26 protein-coding genes and 2 pseudogenes are annotated in these 26,113 nt (G+C 61.7%); 11 read left to right on the top strand and 17 right to left on the bottom strand.

Features of this window, described 5'->3' with window-relative positions; translation table 11 throughout:
* Nucleotides 1-98 precede the first annotated feature (98 nt).
* Nucleotides 99-1,997 carry a cytochrome c/FTR1 family iron permease gene (locus GN234_RS19495; protein ID WP_176688940.1) on the bottom strand — a complete coding sequence of 633 codons (1,899 nt, stop codon included), beginning with the start codon at nucleotides 1,995-1,997 and terminating at the stop codon, nucleotides 99-101.
* 314 nt (nucleotides 1,998-2,311) lie between these two features.
* On the opposite strand from GN234_RS19495, the gene GN234_RS19490 reads away from it, so the two are divergent.
* From GN234_RS19490 to GN234_RS19475, 4 genes are all read left to right on the top strand, one after another.
* Nucleotides 2,312-3,706: a COG3014 family protein gene (locus tag GN234_RS19490; protein WP_134926329.1), complete on the top strand. Its 1,395-nt coding sequence runs from the start codon at nucleotides 2,312-2,314 to the stop codon at nucleotides 3,704-3,706.
* An 18-nt stretch (nucleotides 3,707-3,724) separates the two neighbouring features.
* Entirely contained in the window at nucleotides 3,725-4,096 is a 372-nt protein-coding gene (locus tag GN234_RS19485; protein WP_134926331.1) for a YcfL family protein, read from the top strand.
* A gap of 141 nt (nucleotides 4,097-4,237) precedes the next feature.
* Nucleotides 4,238-4,825: a penicillin-binding protein activator LpoB gene (lpoB, locus tag GN234_RS19480; RefSeq protein ID WP_109752619.1), complete on the top strand. Its 588-nt coding sequence runs from the start codon at nucleotides 4,238-4,240 to the stop codon at nucleotides 4,823-4,825.
* A 3-nt stretch (nucleotides 4,826-4,828) separates the two neighbouring features.
* A complete protein-coding gene (locus GN234_RS19475) occupies nucleotides 4,829-5,572 on the top strand; it encodes a penicillin-binding protein activator LpoB (protein WP_109752620.1) in 744 nt (247 codons plus the stop codon).
* Nucleotides 5,573-5,631: 59 nt separating this feature from the next.
* Here the strand turns inward: GN234_RS19475 and rhtB are convergent, their stop codons facing one another.
* The 3 genes from rhtB to GN234_RS19460 all read right to left on the bottom strand — a co-directional run bounded on the left by rhtB (nucleotide 5,632) and on the right by GN234_RS19460 (nucleotide 8,859).
* The gene (rhtB, locus tag GN234_RS19470; protein ID WP_109752621.1) at nucleotides 5,632-6,264 is read right to left on the bottom strand and encodes a homoserine/homoserine lactone efflux protein; all 633 of its coding nucleotides are present in this window, start codon (nucleotides 6,262-6,264) and stop codon (nucleotides 5,632-5,634) included.
* A gap of 103 nt (nucleotides 6,265-6,367) precedes the next feature.
* Nucleotides 6,368-6,949: a mechanosensitive ion channel family protein gene (locus GN234_RS19465; RefSeq protein WP_109752622.1), complete on the bottom strand. Its 582-nt coding sequence runs from the start codon at nucleotides 6,947-6,949 to the stop codon at nucleotides 6,368-6,370.
* Nucleotides 6,949-8,859, bottom strand: coding sequence for an ATP-binding cassette domain-containing protein (locus GN234_RS19460; protein WP_109752623.1), 1,911 nt, complete (start codon nucleotides 8,857-8,859; stop codon nucleotides 6,949-6,951). Before GN234_RS19460 ends, GN234_RS19465 begins: the two co-directional genes overlap by 1 nt.
* 50 nt (nucleotides 8,860-8,909) lie before the next feature.
* Here GN234_RS19460 and GN234_RS19455 point away from each other — a divergent pair, with 50 nt between their 5' ends.
* Nucleotides 8,910-9,374, top strand: coding sequence for a TIGR02444 family protein (locus tag GN234_RS19455; protein WP_109752624.1), 465 nt, complete (start codon nucleotides 8,910-8,912; stop codon nucleotides 9,372-9,374).
* Here GN234_RS19455 and GN234_RS19450 read toward each other — a convergent pair.
* Nucleotides 9,371-10,504, bottom strand: a complete 1,134-nt coding sequence (locus GN234_RS19450) for an AlgP family protein (RefSeq protein ID WP_176688939.1) — start codon at nucleotides 10,502-10,504, stop codon at nucleotides 9,371-9,373. The genes GN234_RS19455 and GN234_RS19450 overlap by 4 nt on opposite strands.
* Nucleotides 10,505-10,695: 191 nt before the next feature.
* Here GN234_RS19450 and GN234_RS19445 point away from each other — a divergent pair, with 191 nt between their 5' ends.
* The gene (locus GN234_RS19445) at nucleotides 10,696-11,361 is read left to right on the top strand and encodes an FKBP-type peptidyl-prolyl cis-trans isomerase (protein ID WP_109752626.1); all 666 of its coding nucleotides are present in this window, start codon (nucleotides 10,696-10,698) and stop codon (nucleotides 11,359-11,361) included.
* Nucleotides 11,362-11,422: 61 nt separating this feature from the next.
* On the opposite strand, the gene GN234_RS19440 is transcribed toward GN234_RS19445, so the two are convergent.
* The 8 genes and pseudogenes from GN234_RS19440 to GN234_RS30400 all read right to left on the bottom strand — a co-directional run.
* A complete protein-coding gene (locus GN234_RS19440; protein WP_003206770.1) occupies nucleotides 11,423-11,881 on the bottom strand; it encodes an Rsd/AlgQ family anti-sigma factor in 459 nt (152 codons plus the stop codon).
* A 174-nt stretch (nucleotides 11,882-12,055) separates the two neighbouring features.
* Entirely contained in the window at nucleotides 12,056-12,598 is a 543-nt protein-coding gene (locus GN234_RS19435) for a disulfide bond formation protein B (protein WP_176688938.1), read from the bottom strand.
* A gap of 302 nt (nucleotides 12,599-12,900) precedes the next feature.
* On the bottom strand, nucleotides 12,901-14,154 hold the full coding sequence (locus tag GN234_RS19430) for a heme biosynthesis protein HemY (protein ID WP_109752631.1): 1,254 nt from the start codon (nucleotides 14,152-14,154) through the stop codon (nucleotides 12,901-12,903).
* Nucleotides 14,151-15,284 carry a uroporphyrinogen-III C-methyltransferase gene (locus tag GN234_RS30060; RefSeq protein WP_232199895.1) on the bottom strand — a complete coding sequence of 378 codons (1,134 nt, stop codon included), beginning with the start codon at nucleotides 15,282-15,284 and terminating at the stop codon, nucleotides 14,151-14,153. The genes GN234_RS19430 and GN234_RS30060 overlap by 4 nt, the downstream gene beginning before the upstream one ends.
* Before the next feature lie 84 nt (nucleotides 15,285-15,368).
* Nucleotides 15,369-16,067: pseudogene (locus GN234_RS30055) on the bottom strand (uroporphyrinogen-III synthase); the annotation flags it as partial.
* The gene (gene hemC, locus GN234_RS19420; RefSeq protein ID WP_109752635.1) at nucleotides 16,064-17,005 is read right to left on the bottom strand and encodes a hydroxymethylbilane synthase; all 942 of its coding nucleotides are present in this window, start codon (nucleotides 17,003-17,005) and stop codon (nucleotides 16,064-16,066) included. The pseudogene GN234_RS30055 and the gene hemC, both read right to left, overlap by 4 nt.
* 137 nt (nucleotides 17,006-17,142) lie before the next feature.
* Nucleotides 17,143-17,889, bottom strand: a complete 747-nt coding sequence (locus GN234_RS19415) for a LytR/AlgR family response regulator transcription factor (RefSeq protein ID WP_109752637.1) — start codon at nucleotides 17,887-17,889, stop codon at nucleotides 17,143-17,145.
* Nucleotides 17,886-18,035: pseudogene (locus GN234_RS30400) on the bottom strand (sensor histidine kinase); the annotation flags it as partial. The pseudogene GN234_RS30400 and the gene GN234_RS19415, both read right to left, overlap by 4 nt.
* Nucleotides 18,036-18,351: 316 nt before the next feature.
* On the opposite strand from GN234_RS30400, the gene argH reads away from it, so the two are divergent.
* Complete coding sequence (argH, locus tag GN234_RS19410) at nucleotides 18,352-19,746, top strand: argininosuccinate lyase (protein ID WP_109752639.1); 1,395 nt, start codon at nucleotides 18,352-18,354, stop codon at nucleotides 19,744-19,746.
* 128 nt (nucleotides 19,747-19,874) lie between these two features.
* Here the strand turns inward: argH and GN234_RS19405 are convergent, their stop codons facing one another.
* On the bottom strand, nucleotides 19,875-20,534 hold the full coding sequence (locus GN234_RS19405) for a glutathione S-transferase family protein (RefSeq protein ID WP_109752641.1): 660 nt from the start codon (nucleotides 20,532-20,534) through the stop codon (nucleotides 19,875-19,877).
* A 124-nt stretch (nucleotides 20,535-20,658) separates the two neighbouring features.
* Here GN234_RS19405 and GN234_RS19400 point away from each other — a divergent pair, with 124 nt between their 5' ends.
* From GN234_RS19400 to GN234_RS19390, 3 genes are all read left to right on the top strand, one after another.
* Nucleotides 20,659-20,943 (top strand): hypothetical protein, encoded by a 285-nt coding sequence (locus GN234_RS19400; RefSeq protein ID WP_109752643.1) that lies wholly within the window; start codon nucleotides 20,659-20,661, stop codon nucleotides 20,941-20,943.
* A 256-nt stretch (nucleotides 20,944-21,199) separates the two neighbouring features.
* A complete protein-coding gene (locus GN234_RS19395) occupies nucleotides 21,200-21,460 on the top strand; it encodes a TIGR02647 family protein (RefSeq protein WP_176689609.1) in 261 nt (86 codons plus the stop codon).
* A 167-nt stretch (nucleotides 21,461-21,627) separates the two neighbouring features.
* Nucleotides 21,628-24,471: a class I adenylate cyclase gene (locus GN234_RS19390; RefSeq protein ID WP_109752645.1), complete on the top strand. Its 2,844-nt coding sequence runs from the start codon at nucleotides 21,628-21,630 to the stop codon at nucleotides 24,469-24,471.
* Between the two features lie 11 nt (nucleotides 24,472-24,482).
* Here the strand turns inward: GN234_RS19390 and rnk are convergent, their stop codons facing one another.
* From rnk to cyaY, 3 genes are all read right to left on the bottom strand, one after another.
* Nucleotides 24,483-24,893: a nucleoside diphosphate kinase regulator gene (rnk, locus tag GN234_RS19385; protein WP_109752647.1), complete on the bottom strand. Its 411-nt coding sequence runs from the start codon at nucleotides 24,891-24,893 to the stop codon at nucleotides 24,483-24,485.
* Between the two features lie 309 nt (nucleotides 24,894-25,202).
* On the bottom strand, nucleotides 25,203-25,421 hold the full coding sequence (locus GN234_RS19380; RefSeq protein ID WP_109752651.1) for a DUF1289 domain-containing protein: 219 nt from the start codon (nucleotides 25,419-25,421) through the stop codon (nucleotides 25,203-25,205).
* A 4-nt stretch (nucleotides 25,422-25,425) separates the two neighbouring features.
* Entirely contained in the window at nucleotides 25,426-25,758 is a 333-nt protein-coding gene (gene cyaY, locus GN234_RS19375) for an iron donor protein CyaY (RefSeq protein WP_109752653.1), read from the bottom strand.
* A 184-nt stretch (nucleotides 25,759-25,942) separates the two neighbouring features.
* Between cyaY and lptM the strand changes: the two genes are divergently transcribed.
* The gene (gene lptM, locus GN234_RS19370) at nucleotides 25,943-26,113 is read left to right on the top strand and encodes an LPS translocon maturation chaperone LptM (protein WP_109752655.1); all 171 of its coding nucleotides are present in this window, start codon (nucleotides 25,943-25,945) and stop codon (nucleotides 26,111-26,113) included.

Raw genomic sequence — 26,113 nt, 5'->3', positions numbered from 1 at the left:
TAAAAGCATCGCGGGCAAGCCTTGCTCCCATAGCCTGCGGGAGAAAAGCTTGTGTGGGAGCAAGGCTTGCCCGCGATCATGAGCGCAGCGAATGCTTTTCAGGAGACCTGGACCCGACGCTTCTCCGCCACCCAACTGCGCCCATACAGCACCACGATCGCCAGGATCGCCACCACTTGAGCGGTCAGCGAATAGGCATCGGCATGAATGCCCAGCCAGTCGAAGTCGAAGAACGCCACCGGATGGGTGCCGAAGATCCCGGCTTCCTGCAACGCCTTCACGCCATGCCCGGCGAATACCACCGACAGTGCACACAACAGTGCCGCGTTGATGCTGAAGAACAGCGCCAGTGGCAGTTTCGCCGAGCCGCGCAGGATCACCCAGGCCAGCCCCACCAGCAACACCAGCGCTGTCGCGCCACCGGCCAACACCGCGTTGTGCCCGGCGGGGCCTGCCTGCAACCACAGGGTTTCGTAGAACAGGATCACTTCGAACAGTTCACGATAGACCGAGAAGAACGCCAGGATCGCAAAGCCAAAGCGACCACCACCGCCTACCAGGCTGCTTTTGATGTAATCCTGCCAGGCCGCTGCGTGGCGCCGGTCGTGCATCCACACCCCTAGCCACAGCACCATCACACTGGCGAACAACGCCGTCGCGCCTTCGAGCAATTCACGCTGGGCACCGCTGACGTCGATCACATACGCCGCCAGCCCCCAGGTCGCCAGGCCGGCCAACAGCGCCAAGCCCCAACCGATGTTGACGCTGCGCACGGCCGACTGCTGGCCGGTGTTGCGCAGGAACGCCAGGATCGCCGCCAATACCAGGATCGCTTCCAGCCCTTCGCGCAACAGAATCAGCAACCCGGAGATGTAGCTCAGCGACCAGCTCAAGCCATCGCCGCCCAGCAGGTCGGCGGACGCCTTCAACTTGGCCTTGGCCGCGTCCAGACGCTGTACGGCCTCTTCCACCGGCAAACCGTCCTGCAAGGATTGTCGGTAGGCCATCAGGGACTTTTCGGTGTCCTTGCGCACGTTGGCATCGACGTTATCCAGCGAACTTTCCACCAGCTCGAAACCTTCCAGGTAAGCCGCTACCGACAGGTCATAGGCCTGGTCGTGATCACCGGCACGATACGCCGCGATGCTTTTGTCCAGGGTGGCGGCGGTGTAGTCGAGCAACTGCGCCGGGCCGCGCTGCACCTGTGGCGGCTGGGCACGCTGGGCACGGAAGGTGGCCGCTGCCGCCGGACCTTGCGCAGCCAGGACTTCCAGCGGGGTCTGACGTGCAAGGTCAGCAAGATTGTAGGTCTGTTCACTCTTCGCGGCCGCCGGGTCGGCGCTGAAGCTGGCGATGTAGGTCGCCAGGTCCCAGCGCTGACGGTCGTCGAGCTGATCGGCGAAGGCCGGCATGTCGGTGCCTTCGATGCCCATGCCGAGGGTGTTGTAGATCGCATAGAGACTCAGGCGATCCAGACGCTGGACGTCGCGCAAGTTGGCGGGCGGCGGCTCCAGGCCGACACCGGCGGGACCGTCGCCGGCACCGTTGGCTCCGTGGCATACCGAGCAATTCTGCGCGTATAGCGGCGCGCCGCGGGAAGGATCCGGGGTGATGACCGGCGCCTGGCTGACTTCATACGCCACCGCCAGCCTGGCACCCAGTTGCCGCGCCAGGCGGGCGACATCACCGCCGTCCTGGCGCTGGGTGATCGCACCGCGCAAGGCGCCGATGCCTTGGACCAGCTCAGTCTTCTCCGGCTTGGCCGGCAGCCCGGCGATCAACCCTTCCAGCACCTGGATGAATTCCAGCTGCTCGCGGTATTCCCCGTTTTCGATGACCTTGCCCGCTTCGACTGTCGCCGGGTAATCCGCCCCGATGTAATCCAGTAAATGCAGGGCCTGGGGAGCACCCTCGACGGTGTCGGCCAGCAGCGGAGTGCTGCACAGCGCAAGCAATGGCAGTGCAAGCCAGGCCAGGAAACGGAACGGCGCAGTCATGAATGACTCTCAGTTGGAAATAAGAAGTAACACATTGTTCACTTCCAATGGCTTTGGCTCAAGAGCTGATGTGTTTTGGCGGCACATTTTCATCGGATATTCATGCTTTGTAAGTGATGTCACAAAAACAGCATTTAGAGATTGAAAAGCCATTACATAGCCAAGCGCCATGTTTATAATCGCCCGCCTTCTTATTATTCGACGGCATAAAAGCTCCTCCTTTTATGAGGAACTGACAGCGTCCCGACGCTTGTCCGTGGGATCGCTCCAGCCCGACCCGCACACCACGGCTGTTACTCAGGGAAGAAATGTTCATGGCATCCCGTGCCGTTTTTTCGGTCGCCCTCGGTGCGATCACCTTGTTGTCCGGCTGCTCGGCCTTTCGCAACTACGACAGCGAATTGGCCCAGACCAACCAGCAACTGGCGTCCGGCAACGTCGACGCGGCATTGACCCTGCTGGAAAAGAACAACAGCAGCCAGGACAAGGACCTGCTGTATTACTTCGAGAAAGGCGAGCTGCTGCGTGCCAAGGGCGACTTGTCCGGCAGCCAGGTGGCCTGGACCAGCGCCGATCAGCAGGTTGGCCAGTGGGAGGATGCGGTCAAACTCGACACGGCCAAGTACCTGGCCCAGTTCGGCAGCTTCCTGGTCAACGATAAAGTCCGCCGCTACGAAGGCTACGACTACGAAAAGGTCATGCTGACCACGCAGATGGCGCTGAACCTGTTGGCCGTGAATGACTTCGACGGCGCGCGGACCCAGATCAAGAAGACCCACGAACGCGAAGCGGTGATCGCCGACCTGCGGGACAAGGAATACCTCAAGCGCGAGGAAGACGCCGAGAAGCAAGGGGTCAGGACCGAATACAAGGACCTCAAGGGTTATCCGGTGGCCAGCCTCGACGCCCCGGAAGTGGTCAGCCTGAAAAACAGTTACCAGAGCGCGTTCAGCCATTACCTGGCCGGCTTCGTCTATGAAGCCCTCGGTGAAAAAGACCTGGCCGCGCCGGGTTATCGCAAGGCCGCCGAACTGCGCCCCAACACGCCGCTGCTGGAGCAAGCCCTGCTCAACCTCGACAAGCCTGCCGCCAAGAACGATGACAGCGACATCCTGATCGTGGTGCAGAGTGGCCTGGCACCGTCCCGGGATTCGATCCGCATTCCCCTGCCCTTGCCGATCAGCGGCAACCTGGTCATCACGCCTTTGTCGTTCCCTGTGATCAAGCCTGATACCTCCACTGCCCCCGTCGGCCAGATCGGTGTCGACGGTCGTCAGCTGGACCTGACCCAACTCAACAGCACCACCGCCATGTCCCGCCGCGCGCTGCGCGACGACATGCCGGGCATCATCCTGCGCACCACCGTGCGCGCCATCACCCGTGGCGTGGCGCAGAAGCAGATCAACGATACCAACCCACTGGCCGGCCTGGCCGTCGGCCTCACTTCGGCGGTACTCGAAGGCGCTGATACCCGGACCTGGCGCACCCTGCCCGACTACACCCAGGTGGTGCGCCTGCGCCTGAAGAAAGGCGAACACCAGGTCACCTTGCCAAGTTCGGTGGGCGGCTCGGTGGTCAAGGTCACCGTCGACCAGCGCTACCAGGTCATCAGCCTGCGAGCAGTGGGGAACCAGGTGTTCGCTGGTGGCCTGGCTGCCCAGGTAATGCCCAGCGCCAACCCGACCGCCATTGCCCTCAAGCAACCTTAAGAACGGAGTCTTGTTCACATGCGTTTAAAACTGATCGCCGTCGGCGCCCTGGCCTTGCTGGCCGGTTGCGCCACCCCGCCGCCACCGGAGCCGGGCAGCGCCGCCAGCAAGGTCGTGGCGATGGGCAAGACCAAGAACATCGTGGTTGGCGCCATGCGCGTAGCCCGGGAAAACGGCTACCTGACCGTCAATGTCCAGCTGAGCAACACCAGCTACAACAACAAGACGATGTACTACCGCTTTGCCTGGCTGGGGCCGGAAGGCTTCCCGATCGCCGAGGAAGAAACCTGGAAAAGCCTGACGCTGTACGGCGAACAGACCAGCTTCCTGCCGGCCATCGCACCGACGCCCAAGGCGGTGGATTTCCGTTTGGAAATCAATACCCCATAAGACAGATGCACATTCCTGTGGCGAGGGGATTCATCCCCGCTGGGCTGCGTAGCAGCCCCAATTTTCAGCGAGCGCTGCGCACTCGAACGGGGATAAATCCCCTCGCCACAGACCTTTTATCCAGTTTTCGAGAGACCCCACATGTTCGTACGCATTTCGTCCATCGCCCTCGCCGTCCTGCTGGTCAGCGGCTGCGCCAACAACTCGCCGGTCCTGGGCAACAAGAACATCAGCTACGGCGATACCAAGGCCGTGGAAACCGTGACCAACGAGTTCGGCTCCACCGACCTGCAAATGATCGCCGAGTCCATGACCCGCTCCCTGGCCCAGTCCGGCATCCTGCAGGGGCGTCCGGTGGTCCAGGTCTATGACGTGAAGAACAAGACCAGCGAATACATCGACACCCGCGAAATCACCACCAGCATCAAGACCCAGCTGATGAAAACCGGCGCTGCCCGTTTCGCCAGCGACAACACCGCCATGGACAGCCAGGTCGACCAGCTCAAACTGCAGAACCAGAGCGGCTTGTACAAGAAAAGCACCGTGGCCAAGACCGGCAACATGATCGCCGCCAAGTACCGTCTCGAGGGTTCTATCAGCTCGATCGTCAAGCGCAGCAGCGACTACAAGGACGTCTTCTACAAATTCAGCCTGCAATTGATCGACGTCGAGAGCGGTCTGGCCGAGTGGATGGACGAAAAAGAAATCCGCAAGACCACGGAGCGCTAAGCCATGCGCACATGGATAGGCATCATGGCCCTGGCCTGCGCATTTGGCGCGCAGGCGGCCCCCAAAGTCGCGGTGACCGACCTTGCGTACCAGGAGCGAGTGGAGGAATACATCCACACCGTTTCAGCGCAGAGCAACTTCCAGGCGAACCCTTACAGCGCCAGCGCTTCCTCGAGCTACGACGAGATGGAAGCCACCAGCAGCTACATCGAGCAGGGCGAGCTGCGCAAGTTCACTGGCGACATCAAGGGCGAGATCCTGCGCAGCGGGATGTTCCAGCTGACCCAGGGCACGCCCCACACGGCGGCGTCCAACGGCGACGTCTATGACGTGATCAAGCGCATCAAGGCCGGGAACTTCAAGGGTGCCGACTACGTGCTGTTCGGCACGGTGTCGGACATCGACTTCACCCGCGACATCAACGAACTGGCCAATACCGACAGCTACTCGGCCGTACTTGCGCTGACCCTGGTGGCGGACTTCAGCCTGATCAACACCAAGACCTACGAAATCACCTCGGCCTTCACGGCCATGGGCGAAGGCCAGGACACCAAACTGTTGAACCACCGGGACGTGCACATCAGCCTCAACCGGCCACGGGTGGTGCGCGATGTGTCCAAGGCCTTGGGTGAAGACGTGGCACGGCAGTTGAGCGAACAGTTGGGTGGGCCGAGCTACGAACAACCCCGCGAGCCTGCACAACGCAACAACCTGCCACGCGATAGCGCGCCGGTGATTTTGCGCTGAAGGATTCAGCGGATTTGTGGTGAGGGGATTTATCCCCTCGCCACAGGTTTCGTTCGGTGTTAAACCGCAGCCCTGCGAATCGTCGCCAAAAAACCCGCCGCACCGATGAACAGGCCAGCGAAGACGCGGTTCATCCGCCGTTGCTGCTTGGGTGTGCGCAACAGACGCAGGACTTTGGACGCCAGCCCGGTGTATCCGGCCATGACGATGAGGTCGACGCAAATCATGGTCACGCCCAGGATCAGGTATTGCTTGAGCAAGGGGGCATGGGGATCGATGAACTGCGGCAGCACCGCCAGCATGAACACCAGGGCCTTGGGGTTGCTGATGTTGACCAGAAAGCCTCGAAACACCAGCGCCAGAGGATTGCCGATCGGCCGCACAACGGCCTCATCGCTGATATCGCCGGGGATGGCGCGCCACTGCTTGATACCCAGGTAAACCAGATAGGCCACGCCGAACCACTTGATCGCATAGAACGCGGTGGCGGACGCAGTGAGGATCGCGCCAACACCGGCGGCGACGATCACGATTTGCAATGCCAGGCCCAGTTGCAGGCCCAGGGCATTCCAGTAGCCACGCCAAAAACCGTAGCGCAAGCCACTGGACATCGATGCAATGGCACCGGCGCCCGGGGAAAGACTGATCACCCAGCATGCGGCGAAAAACGCCAGCCATGTTTCCAGCACCATCGCACACCTCGGCTCAGACTCGTCGAAAACGACTAAGCTAATGCGCCGCCGCGCGCTTGACTACCGCTTTTTTGCAAGGACAACCCATCGGGCCAAGGCCGGATTACTCGACGAAGCCGCCGACCGGAAACGCCTCGCTGCCACGCCAGCGGCGCACCGAGCGCTGGAAGAACAAGCTGTTGGGTACTTGCACCATGGCGCTGCCGGTGCCGAGCTCCTCGGCTTCGATCAGCGTGGTGTAGAGCAGGTTGATCGCCACCACGCGTCCCTTGATGCCGGGTTTGTCGGTGGTGTCCACCAGCTCGACCACATCGCCCAGGCGAAACGGTCCGACGGTGTAGATCAACACGGCGCAGAACAGGTTCGACAACACGCTCCAGATGGCGAAGAACGCCACCGCTGCCACCGCGACAAAACCCGACAATGCAGTCCACAGTACCGTCGCCGAGACGCCCAGGCGTTCGAGCACCACCAGCACTGCGCTACCCATGATCAACCAGCGCAGCACACCTCGCAGGATGATCACCAACTGCGGCGGAAATGGGTAACGCTCACCCAGGCCTGTAAGGGCCCGCGCCACGACACGCTGCGCGACATAACCGGCCAGCAGAATCAGCAGGATTTGCACACCGAGCCAGATCGGCTCGATCCACATGACAGGTACAGGCAACGCCAACGCTTCCATCAGGACAACGCCTCCAGCTCCGCTTGCAGGTTTTCCAGCAGTTCCAGCGCTTGCATCCACGCCTCCTCGAGCTCCGCTTCCCGAACCTTCAGCTTGGCTTGCTCCGCCAGCAGGTCACGCAATTCATCCTTGCGCGCCGCCTCGTAAAGACCGCTATCGCCGAGGCTGGTTTCGATCTTTTGCAGTTTTTCATGCAGCTTGCCCAACTCGGTTTCGAGCTTGTCGGCCTCGCGCTTGTGCGGCGCCAGTTGCTGACGCAATGCGGCGGCGGCCTGGCGCTGGGCTTTCTTGTCGGTCTTGTCCGGGTTGACCGGTGTGCTGCTGACCGGCGCGTTGCGCTGGCGGTACTCCACCAGCCAACGGGCGTAGTCCTCCAGATCGCCGTCGAACTCCTCGACCTTGCCGTCGGCCACCAGGAAGAAATTATCCGTGGTGCTCTTGAGCAAATGCCGATCGTGGGACACCACCAGCACCGCACCACTGAACTCCTGCAAGGCCATGGTCAGGGCCAGGCGCATCTCCAGGTCCAGGTGGTTGGTCGGTTCGTCGAGCAGCAACAGGTTCGGCCGACCCCAGGCGATCAACGCCAGCGCCAGGCGCGCCTTTTCGCCGCCAGAGAAATTCAGCACCGGCTCGTCGATACGTGCGCCGCGGAAGTCGAAACCGCCGAGGAAGTCACGCAGGGTCTGCTCACGCTCGGTGGGCGCCAGGCGTTGTAAGTGCAGCAGTGGGCTGGCCTTGGAATCCAGGGAGTCAAGCTGATGCTGGGCGAAGTAGCCGACCACAGTGTTCTCGCCACGGGTCAGGCGCCCGGCCAGCGGCTCGAGTTCGCCGGAAAGGTTTTTGATCAGGGTCGACTTACCGGCACCGTTGGGGCCCAGCAGACCGATCCGCGCCCCCGGGGTCAGTTGCAGCTTGACCTTCTCCAGCACGGTCTTGTCGCCATAGCCCAGGCGCGCGTCGGACAGGTCGATCAACGGGCTGGAGATCTTGGTCGATTCGCGAAAGACAAAATCGAACGGCGAATCGACATGGGCCGCAGACAGCTCTTCCATCCGCTCCAGCGCCTTGATCCGGCTCTGGGCCTGGCGGGCCTTGGTGGCCTGGGCCTTGAAGCGGGCGATGTAGCTTTCCATGTGCGCACGCTGTGCCTGTTGCTTCTCGTAGGCCTGCTGTTGCTGGGCCAGGCGTTCGGCACGAGCGCGCTCGAAGGCGCTGTAGCCACCGCGGTACAAGGTCAGCTTGCGCTGATCGACATGGGCGACGTGATCGACCACGGCGTCGAGGAAGTCACGGTCGTGGGAAATCAGCAGCAGCGTGCCCGGGTAGCTCTTGAGCCAGTCTTCGAGCCAGATGATGGCGTCGAGGTCCAAGTGGTTGGTCGGCTCATCGAGCAACAGCAGATCCGAAGGGCACATCAAGGCCTGCGCCAGGTTCAGGCGCATCCGCCAGCCACCGGAGAAGTCTCCGACCTGGCGATCCATCTGCTCATTGGTAAAGCCCAGGCCGGCGAGCAATTTGCGCGCGCGGGCATCGGCGGTGTAGCCGTCGGCACTGTCGAGTTCCGCGTGCAGGCGGGCCTGTGCGGCACCGTCGTGGGCCGTTTCGGCGGCAGCCAGGTCACGTTGCACCTGGCGCAGGCGCAAGTCGCCATCGAGCACGTAGTCCACTGCCAGGCGCTCGAGGGTGTCGACCTCCTGGCGCATGTGGGCGATACGCCAATCGGCCGGCAGCAGGCAATCTCCCGAGTCTGGGTGCAACTCGCCGCGCAGCAAGGCGAACAGGCTCGATTTGCCGGCGCCGTTGGCGCCGATGAGGCCGGCTTTGTGGCCGGCGTGCAGGGTCAGCTCGGCGTCTTCTAGCAGACGTTGCGGGCCACGCTGTAAAGTCAGGTTCTGAAGTCGGATCATAATGGCGGCGGAGTCTACCAGCTTCGCTCGCAACTGGCGCGAGTAGCACGATGTCCCCTGACCTGTGGAGTTTTTCCCTCGACCTCTATGCCAAGCCTGGCGTAGAGCCTGCCTGCCTGGCGTCGCAGGACGCCGGCGCCAACGTCTGCCTGCTGCTTTGCGGCCTGTGGCTGGCGCAGCGCGGCGTGGCCTGCAATGAGCAAAGGCTGCGCCAGCTTCGACAATTGGCCGAACCGTGGGATGCCGAGGTGGTGCGGCCCCTGCGCACGCTTCGCAGCCAATGGAAAACCGGCGCCCTCCAGGACACGGCACTCAATGACCTGCGCGAACAGGTCAAGCAACTGGAGTTGGCAGCCGAACGGCAATTGCTGGAACGATTGGAAGCGCTGGCCAAGGATTGGCCTGGAGCACAACAGAACGATTCAGCGCAATGGCTGCAAGGGCTGGCGGCGAATGCCGGACCAGCGAGCCGCGACGCGCTGCATCAGCTGCGCGTCGCGGTGTCCGGCACTTAGGAAGCGCTGGTCGGGGTGCTGCTGGTGCTCGGCGCAACGGCGGCGGATGGGCTGGGCGCCGCGGCCGGAGTGCTGGCGGTTGGAGCAGGTGCCGCAGTCGGAGCCGGCGTCGCTGGCTTGGCTGCTGGTGCAGTCGAGGGTTTTGCAGCGGCTGGTTTTTTCACGGCAGGTTTCGCCGCTGGTTTGGCCGCTGGTTTGGCGGCAGGTTTGGCAGCGGTCGGCTTCGCGGCAGCTGGTTTGGCAGGCGCTTTAGCAGCAGCCGGTTTGGCCGCGGGTTTGGCCGCCACTTTGGCGGGGGCTTTGGCAGCGACTGGCTTGGCAGCCGTTTTCGCAGCAGGCTTGGCAGCAGCCGTTTTGGTTGCCGCAGGCTTGGCAGCTGGCTTGGCGGCGGCAGGTTTGGCGGCGGCGGTTTTAGCGACAGGTTTGGCTACAGCTTTTGCCGCAGGTTTAGCAGCAGGTTTAGCAGCAGGTTTAGCAGCAGCTTTTACAGCGGGCTTGGCGGCAGCAGGTTTAGCGGCCGCGGTTTTTGCGGCAGGCTTGGCAGCCGCCTTGACGACTGGTTTTTTGGCCGCAGGTTTTGCAGCACTGGCAGCGACGGGTTTGGCGGCAGGCTTGCTGGCAGCTTTGGCCGGTGCCTTGGCGGCAGGCTTGGCAGCGACTTTGGCCGGTGCTTTTGCCGCAACGGGTTTAGCCACCGGCTTCTTGGCCGATACAGCGGCAGGCTTGGCAGCACGAAGTGTCAGCGCCTTGCCTGCGGCTTCTTGCACACGACCGACACCCTGGGCCAGTTTCAGGCTTTCCTGGGCATCGCGTTTGAGTTGCAGAATGTAGGCACGGGTTTCGGACTGACGATCCTTCAAGGCATCAAGCAGGTCTTCAAGTTCTTTCACGACATCTTTGGCCTTGGCTTGCGCCTTGGCCTTGCCAGCGGTGGCTGCGTCTTGCAGTTTGGTGCGCGACTTGTGCAGTTTTTCCTGCGCTTTGCCGCGTTGTTTTTCCAGCTTGGCGAGCAGTTTCTCAGCATCAGCCAGAGCTTGGGAGCAGGCATTTTCCAAATGTTCGAGCAAGCTGCCCGAGAGTTGTTGGAGCAAGTGCAACGGAGTGTTTACAGGCTTCTTGGTGGCCGACATGGTTTACCTCCTGACTGACGTAAGTGCGGCTCATACTAGACCTCTGCTACAACCGCCGCTAGGGCATGTTGACACTACATAAGACGTTGCGTTGCAAGAGACGAAAAATCTTCTGCGTCAGCGTCCAGGCAATCCAACTTTATAGAGATCGGCACTGGCATAATTCCTCGATTCGAGGCCGGAGAGCACACATGTCGCGTCACCTGTTTTTATTCCTGTGCATGGTTTGCTCCACGGTCCAGGCCGTTGAAAAAACCAGCGCAAACGATGCTCACGATCTGGCTTATAGCCTGGGCGCCAGCCTCGGTGAACGCCTGCGCCAGGACGTGCCGGACCTGCAGATCAAAGCCTTGGTCGAGGGTTTGCAACAGGCCTACCTGGGCAAGCCGCTGGCCCTGGAAGATGAACGCATCGAACAGATCCTGGCCGAGCACCAGGCGCAATTGAATGCACCATCGACCACGCCGCAGATTGAAGCCGCGCTGAAAACGGAGCAGAAATTTCTCAACGAAGAAAAGAACCGACCCGGTGTCCAGCAACTCGCCGACGGCATTCTGTTGACCGAAATCAAGCCAGGCCACGGCGCGAAGGCCGGCCCTCACGGCAAAGTCCAGGTGCTTTACACCGGTCGATTGCCGGACGGCACCGTATTCGACTCCAACCGCCAGGCGCAGTGGTTCAACCTCGACAGCGTGATTGACGGCTGGCGCACTGCACTGCCGCAAATGCCGGTAGGTGCGAAATGGCGCTTGGTGATCCCTTCGTCCTTGGCCTATGGCGCCGAAGGGGCAGGAGATGTGATCCCGCCGTTCACGCCACTGGTGTTTGAAATCGAGTTGCTGGGCGCGACCATCTGACCCTGGCCCAACGAAAAACGGTGCGCAATGCGCACCGTTTTTTCATGACCGCGAAACCCTCTCAGGCCTGGACCGCAGCTTCTTCCTTGTGGGCGTTGTGCAGCACTTCGATCAGGCAGTCTTCCAACTCGAAACGTTCGTGCAGCAAGCCGCCCAGTTCCTTGAATTTTTCCGCGACGCACTTGCCTTCATCGCACAGGTCGTTGAACGCCAGCAGCTTTTCGGTGATGACATCGATGCGCGGGTAGATCTGCTCGGCGAGCTCCAGGCCACGCTTGTCGTTGAAAGCCTTGGCCTCGCCCGTCAGTTGTTCGTAGATCTCGAAATGACCGGCAGACACATAGTCGACCAGCACACCGCAGAACTCCTGCAAGGGTTTGCGGCTTTCGCTCAGCGCTTCAGGCTTATCGCCGAGGGCATCATAGGCCCGAACCAATTCGTGGCGCTCCTGCAACCAGCGATCGATCAGCAGATGCACTCCACCCCAGCGTTCCTGCGCATTCTGACAACTTTCGAGCATGGTGATTTCTTCCCTTGTGAGTCATGCCACTCGCAGCCTGTGCACGCCTGATGATCAGGGACAAGCCAGACACAACATGATCGAGCGGCACAATTCCACTAACACGTGCGGGCCAGATTATGCCCGCACGACAATGGCTTCAAGGTACGCAGGAGATAAAGTTCATACAAGTGTTTAATCCAGGGCCCGGACCAACTGCGACGTATCGCCGCGAAGCGGTCGTACCAGAGCACTCCAGACAAGGCGCAGCAGCAGATAGGTCATCGCGCTGGATACCGCGAGGAAAAACAACAGGCTCCATTCGGGGATGCTCAGGTCAAACAGCGTCCAGGTGATATGGGCGCAATCGACAGCGCCATCAAGGACGCGGTGCAACGCGCACCACCAGGAATCCGTCGGCTTGAGCTGGGCAATACAGTCGGGCAACGGTTCGAACGAACGGCTCTGTATCAGAACCTGGCGCCATGCCAGGGTCATCCCCCCCACCACAAAAACCAACCCCGCCGCCCCATACAGGAGACTGCCTCGTTGCCCTGGACCGTGTACGCATGCCACGAGGTTGTTCGCCAGGAACAGCATCAGGCACAACCGCTGCAAGACACACAGACTGCAAGGCATCAGGCCGACCGAATACTCCAGATAAGTGGCGATGCCCAAAGCCAGGGCCGCGGCGATGGAAGCCATGAGAAACAAGAAGCGTGAGCTGGCCAAAGACATGGCGGTTCCGTAACAGAAGAGACAAGTAGTTACGGTAGAGGAAAGCCCTCGGGCCTTTCAAGGCAGGCCCGCGCAGACACTTCACCAGGGATGTAGGGAATTCCCGACAGGTCGAAGAGGATTCAGCGCACCCAGCTGTAGGACTTTGCTGAAGGCATGGCCAAAGCCCCAGAAACAAACAGATATCACCTGTGGGAGCAAGGCTTGCCCGCGATGAAGACGACACAGTCTTTCAGAAACCGAGGCACCGGTTTCGCGAGCAGGCTTTGCTTCCAACCATGGGGGCACCGCAATGTCTCATCTCAAGTGGACATGACCTTAGCCGGGATCGGAACCGGCAACGGTGCGGCCAACAGACGCTCATCCAACAGCCCCAGCCCCTCCTGGAACAACTGATTGCTGCGCTCGGCGTCCCCCAGTTGCGCCAGTAACCGCGCCAGTTCGGCACAGGCTTCGGGATTACGTTGGACGCGCAAACTGTTTTCCAGGTAATCCCGCGCCTTGCCCCACAAGCTGTTTTGCAGGCATAGGCGCCCCAGGGTCAGCAGCAGGCTTGGATCGGCCGGATGGTCCTTGAGCCAACCTTCGGCCGCTTGCAACTGGCGGCTCGGATCACTGCCACGAACCAACCCGTACAGGCGCGCCAGATGGCTGTCATAGTGACGCTTGAGCGCACCTCGCAGCACCTCTTCGGCCTCGACCTGCGCGCCCAACTGGCGCAGTTGCTCGGCATAGGCCAGCACCAGCGCCGGCTCCTGGCGCTGGGCCGAGGTCAGTTGTTGCCAGGCGCGATTGAGCGACTGCAAACCGACGCTGCCGTCCTCCTCGCGGTGGGCTGCCAGGGTGAGGTTTTCGCCCCAGGCGCGACGTTCCAGTTCAGCCAATTCAGCCGGCGGCAGGACCTTGTCCTTGCGCAACTCCGGTAACAGCCGGATCACCGCCGACCAATCGCCGCGCTGCTGATGCAGGCGTTGCAGTTGGCGCAGGGCCTGGACGTTATGGGGATGGCGCTCGTGCATGGCCTGCAGTGTGCTCAAGGCGCCGTCCGTGTCACCGCGATCGGTCTGCAGTTGCGCGTGCGTCAGGGCAATGGCCAGTTCCGCCTGGGGCTGACGCTCCAGGGCGCGCTCCAGCAAACTGTCGCTCTGTTCGTAAAGACCTTGTTCGTTGGCCGCGCGGGCGGCACCGAGGTAATACAGCAGCGGCTGGCGCTCGGCTTCGGCGGCGCGATGCAGGTGTCGCTGAGCACTGGCCCAGCGACCTTCGGCCAGATCCAACTGACCGTGCTCGATCGCCACTTGCACCCGCCGGCTGCGGTTGCGCCGCGACCACGGGTTGACCACGCCACTGGACGTGGTCACCAGGCCGATCAACGCCCTCAGGCCTCGCCACACCAGCCAGAGCACTGCCACCAAGGCCAGGGTGACCCACAGGCCCGCTTCATAACGGAAGTTCTTGTACGCCACCAGCACGTAACCCGAATGCTCGGCAATCGCCACGCCCAGCAAAGCAGCGGCAGCGATGACCACGAACAGAATCACGTAGAGACGCTTCATGGCGTGGCCTCCTGCGCGCCAGGCGCGGGCAGCGGCTTGACCGATTCCTGGGCATTGAGGTTGCGACGCTCGAGGTAAGCCTGGACGCTGCTCAGCGTGCCTGTCAGGTCCGGGGTGACCACCGTCACCGGTTGCTTGGACAGTTCACCTACGCGTTCAAGCATGATTTTGCTTTGCGGGTTGTCCTGGTTGAAGTTGTTCTTCAACACGTCCCGTGCCTCGGTCAGCGCCTGGGTGTATACCGGCGCCTGACCATTGAGGGCGGCCCATTGTGCCTGCTCCAGCGCCAGGCTCAAGGCCAGGCGCACTTGCACAAGGCTTTGCCCGGCCAGCAGCGGACGAACATTCTCATCCGCGTTGAAGTCGATACGGATATAGCGCGAGATCTGGTCCCACCACTGCGCCCAACGACTGGCGCCATCGCCATCGGCGGTCAGGCCCAGCAGGGATTCACCACGGTCCTTGTACTCGGGGGCCAGCTCGGTCAGTTGCAGCACCTGGTCGCGCAGAGCACCCAGTTGCAGGAACAGGCCGGTGCGATCCGGTTGTTCGGTACTGCGCAACGCGGCGAGGGTCTTGGCCAGTTGCTCGCGGGCGGCGAACGAACCGGGGTCGTTCTGCTCGCGCAGGATTTCGTCAGCACCCTGGACCAGCGCCTGGGCACTGTTGATGTCTTGCAGGGCCGAAAGACGCAGGCTGGCCAGGCGCAACAGGTGCTCGGCCTCGGCCAGGCGCCAATCCTTGCGGCTGGCACCGAGCACGGTTTCCAGGCGCTGGTTCAGGCGCTGCTGGTCACCTTGCAACTGGGCCACCAGGCGCCGCCGCTCCTCCAGCTCTTCGGCCGGGGGCAATTGCGCCAGACGCTCGCTCAAGCGTTGCTCGTTGAGCTTGAGGGTCTGGGCCTGATCGTTCAGCGCCTGGACCTGGGCGGACTGCTGCTGGTTATTGGTTTGCAGGTGACGCACCTGCCACACGCCCCAACCGCCTACGGCTACGCCGGCGGCCCCGAGCAGCAAGGCAACAATGGCCAGCCCGTTGCCGCGCCGCGGCGCCATCGGGGGCGGAGTTTCAACCGGCGCATCGATCGCTGGCTGGTCTAGATCTTCTTTTGGCAAGGCTGTTTCGCTCACGTATCCATCCTTTGCATTAGAAAACGGCACGGAGTGTTCCCGTAGCGCCGCCAGCAAAGCCGCGGCATTGGCGCCACGGCAATCCACAACTGTTCGGGCCCCGGCGGCACGCGCCATCTCGGCAACCCTTGGGCTTGGAACAAACAACGGTAACCGCGCCAGGGCCGGCCACGCATCGCCGGCCAGCCGCTGCAGATGCTCGAAGCCCTGCCCACTGCTGACCACCAGTGCGTTCAAGCGTTCCGCTTCAACTTTCGCCGGCAACGCCCCTTCGCCGTAATTGGGCAAGTGGCGGCGGTACAACTCCAGATAATCGACACTAGCACCTTGCTCGCGCAAACGCTCTGCCAGCAAGCCACGCCCGCCTTCGCCCCGCACAATCAAAACCTTGGGTTCAGGCCGCGCAATAGCCTGGCGCAAGACCAAGTGCTCCAGCAAGGCTTCGCTGTCGTCGCCGTTATCGGGATAAAAAACCGTGAGGCCGGCATCGATGAGGATCTGTCCGGTGGCGGCGCCCACACTGAACCATGGTTGGTCTGGAGGCTGGGGCCAGTACTGGCGCAGCAGCTCGACGCACAGGCGTGCGGCAGGTTTGCTGACCACGATCACGGCACAGTATTGGTCCAGCGCCTGGAGTATCGCTCGCCCGGCCTCGGACAGCGGGACCGGCTCGATATCCAGCAAGGGCAGGCTGCTGCTGTAGACTCCCGCTTCGGCCAGGACAGCCGCCAGCGCCGACGACTCGTCCGCTGGCCGGGTGAGCAGCAGCCGCCAGCCCGTCACGTGTGGCCGGCCTCGCCGTAGACCGCCTTGAGGATGTCGCCTGCGCCCTGGCCCAGCAGGTCTTGCGCCACCCGCACGCCCAACGCCTCGGCATCGTGGCGCGGCGCCCGGGCTTCGGCGCTGAGCAGCCGGCCACCGTTGGGATCTCCTACCAGGCCGCGCAACCAGACTTGTTCGCCTTCCAGCACGGCGTAACAGGCGATCGGCACCTGGCAACCGCCATTGAGATGTTTGTTGAGGGCGCGCTCGGCGAACACTCGCGTGGCGGTGTCTGCATGGTGCAGCGGTGCCAGCAGGGCGTGGATTTCGCTGTCGGCGCTGCGGCACTCAATGCCCACCGCCCCTTGTCCACCGGCCGGCAGACTGTCATCGACGCTGATGGCCGAGGTGATGCGATCTTCAAAGCCCAGGCGAATCAGGCCGGCGGCGGCGAGGATGATCGCGTCGTACTCACCGGCATCGAGCTTGGCCAGGCGCGTGTTGACGTTACCGCGCAGGAAACGGATTTGCAGGTCCGGACGGCGAGTCAGCAACTGTGCCTGGCGACGCAGGCTGGAAGTGCCGACCACACTTCCGGCAGGCAGCGCTTCAAGGCTGGAAAACGTGTTGGAGACGAACGCATCGCGGGGGTCTTCCCGTTCGCAGATGCAAAACAGGCCCAGGCCTTCGGGGAAGTCCATGGGCACGTCCTTCATCGAGTGCACGGCGATGTCGGCTTCGTTGTCCAGCAACGCGGTTTCCAGCTCTTTGACGAACAGGCCCTTGCCACCGATCTTCGACAGCGGCGAGTCCAGCAGCTTGTCACCGCGACTGACCATGGGCACCAGGGTCACGATCAGGCCGGGATGGGCCGTTTCCAGGCGGGCTTTGACGTATTCGGCCTGCCACAGGGCCAAGGCGCTTTTACGGGTGGCGATGCGGATCTCGCGAGGGGACATGGATCAATCCGTACTTAAAAGATACGGCAGATAATAACAGCTCAGTCAAAACCGCTTTGATTTGAATCACGACCCCAAGGCCTCCCTGGCCGCCAAATCCTGGAAATGAAACGCGTTGAACGCCTTGGACCGCCGCGCTAAAGCTGCTGCATCATCTTGCGAACCCCGGCCACGTGCCGCCGGCTGACAATCAGCGCATCGCCATTGAGGCCCTTGAGGAACAGCTGGAAGTGCCCAAGGGGGGTGCGTTGCAAACGCTCGATACGCTCGCGGGCCACGAGGGCGTTGCGGTGGATGCGTACGAAACGCTCGCCGAACTCGTCTTCGAGGGCCTTGAGTGGCTCATCCAGCAACACCTCGCCACTCTCATGGCGCAAGGTCACGTATTTATGGTCGGCAATGAAGTAGACGACCTGGTTCAACGGGATCAGCTCGATGCCTTTGCGGGTGCGCGCACTGATATGGCTGCGCGGGCCGCTGCCGCTTTCGGCGGCGGGACGGGTCAGCGCCGCCAGTTGCACGCGGTTGGGCCGCTCGGCCTTGCGCAAGGCCTCGAGCAACGCCTCGGACGCCACCGGCTTGACCAGGTACCCCACGGCACCGGCTTGCAGCACCTCGGGCGGAAAATCGTCCCGGGTGGTACAGAACACCACGGCGGGCGGCGACTCTCGTTCGCACAACTTCGCCGCGACCTGCAGGCCGTCCAGGCCAGGCATGCGAATGTCGAGCAGCACGATATCCGGCTTGTGGCTGTCAATAAGGGCCAATGCCTCTTCGCCATTGGTGGCGCTCGGCTCCAGGACACTGTAACCCTCGAGCTCGCCAACCATTCGGCTCAGGCGCTCGCGGGCCAGTGGTTCGTCATCAACGATCAGGACATTCATATTGCGCTGGATTCCTGCGTGAGTCTCGCACAAGGATAGCGTAGACAGGGGAAGTGACATCCGTCACCGCGATCCACGCTAAGACTCGCTCGAGGGCCAAAAAGTGCCGCGAGGCGGTTGCCTATCTTTACCAGCGCTTGACGACCGATGCCCGAGGCCCGTTGTCGCACGGCGTCGCCGTAGGGATTGTTAACTGTCGATCTGACCAATATGAGTCCCCCCTTCTTAATCTATCGCCCGCTGCGCCATGGATGGAAAAGCAAAAGTCCTACAGTCCACTGTAGACGGTTGCCACGACGATATTGCTCAATCGAAAAATATCGTTGTGCCAAACCCCTGTTGGATCCCAGGGTTCTATCGAAAAACCTGCCGACCAGTGCCAGCGCCAGTCCCGGCAACCCTGCTATCATCCGCCGCAGCCTTTAACCGCTAATTTCTCCACAGCCGATCACGAGCGAATTCATGAGCACTGACAAGACCAATCAGTCCTGGGGCGGCCGCTTCAGTGAACCCGTCGACGCCTTCGTCGCCCGCTTCACCGCCTCCGTCAACTTTGACCAGCGCCTGTATCGCCACGACATCATGGGTTCGATCGCCCACGCCACCATGCTGGCCAAGGTCGGCGTGCTGACCGATGCCGAGCGCGACAGCATCATCGACGGCCTGAAGACCATCCAGGCGGAAATCGAGGCCGGCCAGTTCGACTGGCGCGTCGACCTTGAAGACGTGCACATGAACATCGAAGCGCGCCTGACCGACCGCATCGGCGTGACGGGCAAGAAACTGCACACCGGCCGCAGCCGCAACGACCAGGTCGCCACCGACATCCGCCTGTGGCTGCGCGACGAGATCGACCTGATCCTGGCCGAAATCACCCGCCTGCAAAAAGGCCTGCTGGAGCAAGCCGAGCGCGAGGCCGAGAGCATCATGCCGGGCTTCACGCACCTGCAGACCGCCCAACCTGTAACATTTGGGCATCACATGCTGGCCTGGTTCGAAATGCTCAGCCGCGACTACGAGCGCCTGGTGGACTGCCGCAAGCGCACCAACCGCATGCCCCTGGGCAGCGCCGCGCTGGCCGGCACCACGTACCCGATCGATCGTGAATACACCGCGCAGTTGCTGGGCTTCGACGCCGTCGGCGGCAACTCGCTGGATAACGTCTCGGACCGCGATTTCGCCATCGAATTCTGTGCCGCCGCGAGCATCGCGATGATGCACCTGTCGCGCTTCTCCGAAGAGCTGGTGCTGTGGACCAGTGCGCAATTCCAGTTCATTGACCTGCCCGACCGCTTCTGCACCGGCAGCTCGATCATGCCGCAAAAGAAAAACCCCGACGTGCCAGAGCTGGTGCGTGGCAAGAGTGGCCGGGTGTTCGGTGCTCTGATGGGCCTGCTGACCCTGATGAAAGGCCAGCCGCTGGCCTACAACAAGGACAACCAGGAAGACAAGGAACCGCTGTTCGACGCCGCCGACACCTTGCGCGACTCGCTGCGCGCCTTCGCCGACATGATCCCGGCCATCAAGCCCAAGCACGCGGTGATGCGCGAAGCGGCTCTGCGCGGCTTCTCCACCGCCACGGACCTGGCCGATTACCTGGTGCGCCGTGGCCTGCCGTTCCGCGACTGCCACGAAATCGTTGGTCATGCCGTGAAGTACGGCGTGGACAGTGGCAAAGACCTGGCGGAAATGAGCCTGGACGAGCTGCGCAAGTTCAGTGACCAGATCGAACAGGACGTGTTTGCCGTGCTGACCCTCGAAGGCTCGGTCAATGCCCGTGACCACATCGGTGGCACCGCGCCGGCGCAGGTCAAGGCAGCGGTGGTACGCGGCCAGGCGTTGCTCGCCAGCCGCTAAAAGCCAAAAGCATCGCGAGCAGGCTCGCTCCCACAGTGGAACTTCAGTGAACACATGATTTGTGAACATGGAGATCAAATGTGGGAGCGAGCCTGCTCGCGATAACTCACTTCAAAACAGCACAAAACTCACTTCTTGGCAGCGATCTTCGCCAAAAAATCCGGCATCGCTGCCTCTCTATCCGCAGCGATCCGCTGCACGTTCGGGTTCCGCTCCAAACGCTCCATCAGTGCCTTGGCCGCCGGCATGTCCGCGAGCAAATCGATATCGAAGAGTTTCTTGCCCACCTGCAGGGCCAGCGAAAGACTGTAGAAGAAATACAGATCGGCAATGCTCAGACTATCCCCTGCCACATAAGGCGAGAATTTGCCGTGGCGGCCGAGCGAGGCGAACCCCAGCAGCAATTCGGCCCTGGACTTTTCCTTGATGGCGTCGGCGACCGACATGCCGAAAAACGCCTCGCCATAACAGGCTCGTCCCGGCAGCTCGATGTACAACTCGATTTCCCGGCACAAGGCCAATACCTGGGCGCGCTCGAACGGGTCGGCTGGCAGCAGGGCCTTACCCGGTTGGGTTTGCTCGATGTATTCGAGGATGACGCTGGTCTCGTTGATAAAGCCCTGCTCGGTCTTCAGCACTGGCACCTTGCCGCGGGGGCTGATGGCCAGGGCTTCAGGGGTCTGGCTACCGTAGAACTGCACTTCTTCGAAGGGCACGCCCTTCTCCAACAGCGCCAGCTTGACCATGTTGTAGTAGTTACTGACAGAGAAACCATAAAGCTTGAGCATTACAAAGCCTCCAGGCCGTGCGGGGTTGGCAGCCTTGCGTTATAGACCGCCGGGGCATTTCTTGCCAGGCGCATCACGCCGCTGAATGCAGGTAAACTGGCGACCTTTCTTACAGGAGCCGGCCATGAGCGAGCCAACCGACATCGACAGCGACGAAGAAGAATTCGTCGAGAACACGCTGATCCAGGCCATCGAAAACCAGATCGAAAGTGAAAACCCGCCAGCGGCCAAGGCCACTTTCAATAAGTTGACCCTGGTGGGTTATGAGCGCGAAGACATCCTCAACCTGATGGCCCATGTGCTGGCGGTGGAGATCGATGCGATCCTGGAAGAGGATCGTGCGTTTAATACCGAGTGGTACGAAGCCGCCTTGCGCGCCTTGCCTGAGTTGCCGCCGGAAAAGAACTGAACGACAGGCAAACACACCCTGTGGCGAGGGGGATTTATCCCCGCTGGGGCGCGAAGCGGCCCTAAAAAATTGGCCTCATTACGATTTTGGGCCTGCTGCGCAGTCCAGCGGGGATAAATCCCCTCGCCACGGGTGTATTTGCCTGACAGAACACTGGCCCCCCTCACCCAAAACAAAAAAAGCATGCCTCTGAGACTGGACAGCTCGGCCGAGTGCGCTCACCTTAGTAACGCTGTCGACCAAATTCCTAGAAAGTCTGGAGTCCTTATGTCGCTTACCCCCTGAGTTGGTTGCCGAACTGGAAATCCTTGCACTCTTCAACCTGGACAGTTCCCAGGAAGGCCTGAAAATTCATCAGACCGCTGCCCCTAAAGCGATTGCCGCTGCCCAACGCTTGTACGAGAAAGACCTGATCACCCAGCCCGACGGTGGTTACCTGACCAGCCTGGGACGGGACGCCGCCCAAAATGTCCAAACCGTCCTGACGATACTCAGCGTTCAACAAGAAGCCGCCTGATCCCCCTGCCGCCCACGGAAATCTCCTCTACGGGATTTCCGCAGGCGCACTGGCGCCCGGCGTAAAAAACCGGCATCAAAATCCTGTTTTCAGCTTAAGTATTCCCAAGACCGGGCGCTAACCTGCCATCAGCCCACGTTCGACGCCGCGAGCCGGTTTGAGCAGACATGACCCGCAATCACGAAATACGCCCAGATCTGGACGAGGGAATCGACCGCAAGGTCTTGAGCCAGTTGCGCGCACGCTTCCTCAAGCTCAACACCGTGCGGATGGAGCGCGCCCTCGAAGGCCTGTCGCCGCGCCAGCAAGGCGTGTTGACGTTGCTGCCGCTGTTTTTTCACGTCAACCACCCACTGCTACCTGGCTACGTTTCCGGCAGTACCCCTGCCGGGCTGTCGAACTACGAGCCTGACGCCAATGTCCTTGCCGAAGCCCAGCGGCTGACCCGCTCGTTTTCCTACAAGCCCCGGCACGGCAGCAACCCGCCGCGACCGATCCTTGGCCTGTTCCTGATGGGCAGCCTCGGCACCCTGGCCCAGGCCGACCAGAGCGACATGGATGTGTGGGTGTGCCACGGGCCAGACCTGAGCGACGATGAACTGGCCGAGCTGCGCAAGAAATGTCAGTTGCTGGAGATCTGGGCCGCGACCCAGGGCGCCGAAGCCCACTTTTTCCTGATCGACCCGGCGCGCTTCGTGCGGGGCGAGCGGGACAACCAGCTCAGCTCCGACGATTGCGGCACCACCCAGCATTACCTGCTGCTGGACGAGTTCTACCGCACCGCGATCTGGCTGGCCGGGCGCACGCCGATCTGGTGGCTGGTGCCGGTCTATGAAGAAGAGAATTACGAGCAGTACACCCATACGCTGATGTCCAAGCGTTTCATTCGCGCGGATGAAACATTGGACTTGGGGCACCTGGCCTACATTCCGCCGGGTGAATTCGTCGGTGCCGGGCTCTGGCAGCTCTTCAAAGGTATCGAGTCGCCCTACAAGTCCGTGCTCAAGCTGCTGCTGACCGAGGTCTATGCCAGCGAACACCCGAACGTGCGCTGCCTGAGCCTGCGCTTCAAGCAAGCCGTGTTTGCCAATCGCCTGGACCTGGAGGAGCTGGACCCGTACATGCTGGTTTACCGTCGCATCGAGGAATACCTCAATGCCCGTGGCGAACCCGAACGCCTGGAGTTGATCCGCCGCGCGCTGTACCTGAAGGTCAATCGCAAGCTCACCGGCCAGGCGCGCAGCAGCGGCTGGCAGCGGGTACTGCTCGAACGACTGGCCCGGGAATGGGGCTGGGACCAACGGCAACTGGCGCTGCTGGACAGCCGCAGCCAATGGAAAGTCCGTCAGGTCAGCCACGAGCGGCGGGCACTGGTCAACGAACTCACCCACAGCTACCGCTTCTTGACCCAGTTCGCCCGCACCGAAAAAACCGTCAGCCTGATCAACAAGCGCGATCTCAATGTGCTTGGCCGGCGGTTGTATGCCGCCTTCGAGCGCAAGGCCGACAAGGTCGAGTTCATCAACCCCGGCATTGCGCCGGACTTGGCCGAAGATACCCTGACACTGGTGCAGTCGCCGAACAAGAAAGAACCGGGGCAGAACCAGTGGGGCTTGTACAACGGCAGCCTCAACGCCCTGGAGTGGGAGAACTTCGCGCCGATCAAGCGCTGCCGCGAGTTGCTGGAACTGCTGACCTGGTGCCATCGCAACGGCGTGATCGACAGCAGCACACGCCTGGCGCTGCACCCCGGCGACAGCGACCTGAGCGAGTTCGAACTATTCAACCTGCTGGGCAGCCTGCAACAGACCATCGCCCTGCCCCTGGCCACGGTGGATGAAGCGCAACTGCTGCGCGCCAGCGTGCCCAGCGAAGTGCTGATCCTGGTGAACGTCGGCGTCGATCCGCTCAAGCACCACCGCGACCTGAATATCCTGATGACTACCGAGCGCACCGACTCCCTGAGCTATGCCGGGGTCCGCGAGAACCTGGTGCTGACCCTCGACCAGGTCACGCTCAACAGTTGGAATGAGGTGCTGGTCAACCGTTTCGACGGCGAACACGCCCTGCTCGACTGCCTGCGCGATTACCTCAACGACCTGCCCGTCACCCAGCGCCAGCCACGCTTGCAGGTGCGCTGCTTCTGCCACAACCGCGCCCAATTCATTGCCCGGCGCGTCGAAGAAGTCATCGAAACGGCGCAGACCCTGCTGTTGAGCAGGCTCAATCACCGCTACCTGCTTCAGGTCCAGCAGCACTATCACGTGCTGGAGCTGGTGCCCGGCCAGGTCAATCACGTGGCACTGGGCAGCTTGTCGGCGCTGATGGATTACCTGGGCGAGGAACTGACGGCCTACAGCCCCTTGCAACTGGACCCGATGGCCCTGGAAGACCATGACCTGGCGCTGATCCTGCCCATGGGGCAGCCCGAGTGCATCCAGGTGTTCTATCGCGTCAGCGAGGACGAAGCCGATCTGTACGTGCTCGATGAATTCAACGCGCTGTGGCAGCAACATGTGCCTTATCACGACGAACAAAGCCTGTTGGTGCCATTGCAGCGATTCTTGCAATCAGTGCTGTACCGTCGCGACGCCCTGCTGCCGCTGGACGCCGCCCAACCGCTGACCCTGGAAACCCTGTATTACCAGTTACTGCCCTCAGGCAACGGCCGGGCGCGGCGGATCGAAGCGCGGCAAGCGCCCCAGACACCGGTCAACAAGCCGTTCTATGACGTCCAGGCGATCATCGGCAAAGCGGCGCACGGGCAGGTGCATGTCACTCTGTACTGCGATCAGCAGGAGTTTTCCGAACTGGAACATGGCGACCAACTGTTCCGCGTGGTCGCCAGGGAGATCGTTGAACAGCGCCGCGAAGCCCAGCGCTATCGCTGCTACATCACCGACCTGGACCTCTCGGGCCTGGTGGGCGACGGGTCCTGCTCAAGCAATTTGTACCTGCGCTACAAGGCCGACCTGGAACGCGCGCTGAACGAGGCGCTGGCCTTGGTCTGAAGCACCGGCGCTCAGAGGTGGAAATCACCGCCGGCTTCAGGCTGGTACTCGACCTCCAGCAACGTCAGCTTCAGCGTCTTGCCACCCGGAGCCGGCCAGTCGATGTGCTGGCCGACCTTCAGGCCCAGCAATGCACTGCCCACCGGTGCCAGGATCGAGATCCGGCCTTCGTCGGCATTGGCGTCCTGTGGATAGACCAAGGTCAGGTGATAATCCTTGCCGTTGCTTTCTTCGCGACAGTGCACACGCGAGTTCATGGTCACGACATCGGCAGGTACTTCTTCGTGGCCCACCACGTTCTCGGCGCGATCCAGTTCAGCTTGCAACGCAATCACGCCCGGCAGCGTTTCATCAAGACTGTCGATCAGGCGTTCCAGACGCTGTACGTCCAGGCGGGTAAGGGTGATGGAAGGTGCGGTCATGATCCAGGCAGACTCCTTTCTTCTGCACAAAAAAAGCAAAACCCCGCCACAAAAAGACGGGGTTTTCACGGGCCTCGATGGGTTGAGGCGTAGCCGGACACTATCACAGCTCAATAAATAAACAAGTCAGGCAGGATCTGCCCATTGTCATGAGGGGGCAGAGTTACTGTGGCGAGGGGAGTGTGGGAGCAAAGCTTGCTCGCGAAACAGGCGCCTCGATTTCTGAAAGACCGCGTCGCCTCCATCGCGGGCAAGCCTTGCTCCCACACAGCGGGGCGATGCGACACTTCCCGTCCCTCGCCACAATGATCACACCAGGGATTTGCGTTTAGCCGCCTCGGCACAGATCACCCGCCGCCGCTCGTCGTCGGCCGAGCGCCATTCGCGGATATGTTCCACGTGGCGCAAACAACCGAGGCAGAACTTCTGTTCATCCAGCTTGCACACGCCGGTACACGGCGAAGGCACCGCGGGGCTGACATTACTGTAGAGCGGCTTGGCTGGGCGCGCCTGGGCTGTCTGGCTCACGCCGTCACAGGCCTTCGAAATCGAGTTTCACGCCAGCCTGCTGATCGACGATGCGCTCGAGCATCTCGCCCAATTGTTCTTCGCTCTTGTCGCACATCCAGCGCTCGCTTTCCTCGTCGTAGTCGAAATGGAAGCCACCGGACACCGCCGCCAGCCACAACTGCCGCAACGGCTCCTGGCGACTGAAGATCAATTGGCTGCCGTTTTCGAACTTGACGGTGAGTACACCGGCGGAGATTTCCAGGTCAATGTCCAGGCCACTGTCATCGAACACATCCTCCAGCGTTTGCTGGGTCGCATCGACCAGGTCGTGGAAACGGGCTTCAGTCAAACTCATTGCGGCAACCTCGAAAATGTCTGCTCATGCTCAAGCGCCGCAAGATACGGACGCCGCCCGGCGAATGCAAAGGATATACCGATCAGCGACCACAGTGCCGCCAGACGGGCGGCCCGTTGCATAGGCAAGCTGCCGGGTGGCCGGTATACTCCGGCGCAATTAAAGCATTTTCAAGGATTTCGCCATGAAGCGCCTGATCTCTTCCCTTGCTGCGCTCGTCGCGGTTGCCTGCCTCGTGACAGCCTGTGGTCAAAAAGGTCCGCTGTACCTGCCTGATGACAGCAAGTCCCCTGAAGAGCAGGCCAAGTCGTCGCAAGCCAAATCCCACGCGCACGACACCCACACCACTTACTAA

It is taken from the genome of Pseudomonas bijieensis (genome assembly GCF_013347965.1).
Lineage (GTDB): Bacteria > Pseudomonadota > Gammaproteobacteria > Pseudomonadales > Pseudomonadaceae > Aquipseudomonas > Aquipseudomonas bijieensis.
Note: the sequence above shows the minus strand (reverse complement) of the source record. Positions and strands in the feature narration are given on the sequence as shown.

Excerpts from the sequence above, each read along its gene's own strand:
- GN234_RS19495 (WP_176688940.1), bottom strand. The coding sequence starts at position 1,997 with ATGACTGCGCCGTTCCGTTTCCTGGCCTGGCTTGCACTGCCATTGCTT.
- GN234_RS19490 (WP_134926329.1), top strand. The coding sequence starts at position 2,312 with ATGGCATCCCGTGCCGTTTTTTCGGTCGCCCTCGGTGCGATCACCTTG.
- GN234_RS19485 (WP_134926331.1), top strand. The coding sequence starts at position 3,725 with ATGCGTTTAAAACTGATCGCCGTCGGCGCCCTGGCCTTGCTGGCCGGT.
- lpoB (WP_109752619.1), top strand. The coding sequence starts at position 4,238 with ATGTTCGTACGCATTTCGTCCATCGCCCTCGCCGTCCTGCTGGTCAGC.
- GN234_RS19475 (WP_109752620.1), top strand. The coding sequence starts at position 4,829 with ATGCGCACATGGATAGGCATCATGGCCCTGGCCTGCGCATTTGGCGCG.
- rhtB (WP_109752621.1), bottom strand. The coding sequence starts at position 6,264 with ATGGTGCTGGAAACATGGCTGGCGTTTTTCGCCGCATGCTGGGTGATC.
- GN234_RS19465 (WP_109752622.1), bottom strand. The coding sequence starts at position 6,949 with ATGGAAGCGTTGGCGTTGCCTGTACCTGTCATGTGGATCGAGCCGATC.
- GN234_RS19460 (WP_109752623.1), bottom strand. The coding sequence starts at position 8,859 with ATGATCCGACTTCAGAACCTGACTTTACAGCGTGGCCCGCAACGTCTG.
- GN234_RS19455 (WP_109752624.1), top strand. The coding sequence starts at position 8,910 with ATGTCCCCTGACCTGTGGAGTTTTTCCCTCGACCTCTATGCCAAGCCT.
- GN234_RS19450 (WP_176688939.1), bottom strand. The coding sequence starts at position 10,504 with ATGTCGGCCACCAAGAAGCCTGTAAACACTCCGTTGCACTTGCTCCAA.
- GN234_RS19445 (WP_109752626.1), top strand. The coding sequence starts at position 10,696 with ATGTCGCGTCACCTGTTTTTATTCCTGTGCATGGTTTGCTCCACGGTC.
- GN234_RS19440 (WP_003206770.1), bottom strand. The coding sequence starts at position 11,881 with ATGCTCGAAAGTTGTCAGAATGCGCAGGAACGCTGGGGTGGAGTGCAT.
- GN234_RS19435 (WP_176688938.1), bottom strand. The coding sequence starts at position 12,598 with ATGTCTTTGGCCAGCTCACGCTTCTTGTTTCTCATGGCTTCCATCGCC.
- GN234_RS19430 (WP_109752631.1), bottom strand. The coding sequence starts at position 14,154 with ATGAAGCGTCTCTACGTGATTCTGTTCGTGGTCATCGCTGCCGCTGCT.
- hemC (WP_109752635.1), bottom strand. The coding sequence starts at position 17,005 with ATGTCCCCTCGCGAGATCCGCATCGCCACCCGTAAAAGCGCCTTGGCC.
- GN234_RS19415 (WP_109752637.1), bottom strand. The coding sequence starts at position 17,889 with ATGAATGTCCTGATCGTTGATGACGAACCACTGGCCCGCGAGCGCCTG.
- argH (WP_109752639.1), top strand. The coding sequence starts at position 18,352 with ATGAGCACTGACAAGACCAATCAGTCCTGGGGCGGCCGCTTCAGTGAA.
- GN234_RS19405 (WP_109752641.1), bottom strand. The coding sequence starts at position 20,534 with ATGCTCAAGCTTTATGGTTTCTCTGTCAGTAACTACTACAACATGGTC.
- GN234_RS19400 (WP_109752643.1), top strand. The coding sequence starts at position 20,659 with ATGAGCGAGCCAACCGACATCGACAGCGACGAAGAAGAATTCGTCGAG.
- GN234_RS19390 (WP_109752645.1), top strand. The coding sequence starts at position 21,628 with ATGACCCGCAATCACGAAATACGCCCAGATCTGGACGAGGGAATCGAC.
- rnk (WP_109752647.1), bottom strand. The coding sequence starts at position 24,893 with ATGACCGCACCTTCCATCACCCTTACCCGCCTGGACGTACAGCGTCTG.
- cyaY (WP_109752653.1), bottom strand. The coding sequence starts at position 25,758 with ATGAGTTTGACTGAAGCCCGTTTCCACGACCTGGTCGATGCGACCCAG.
- lptM (WP_109752655.1), top strand. The coding sequence starts at position 25,943 with ATGAAGCGCCTGATCTCTTCCCTTGCTGCGCTCGTCGCGGTTGCCTGC.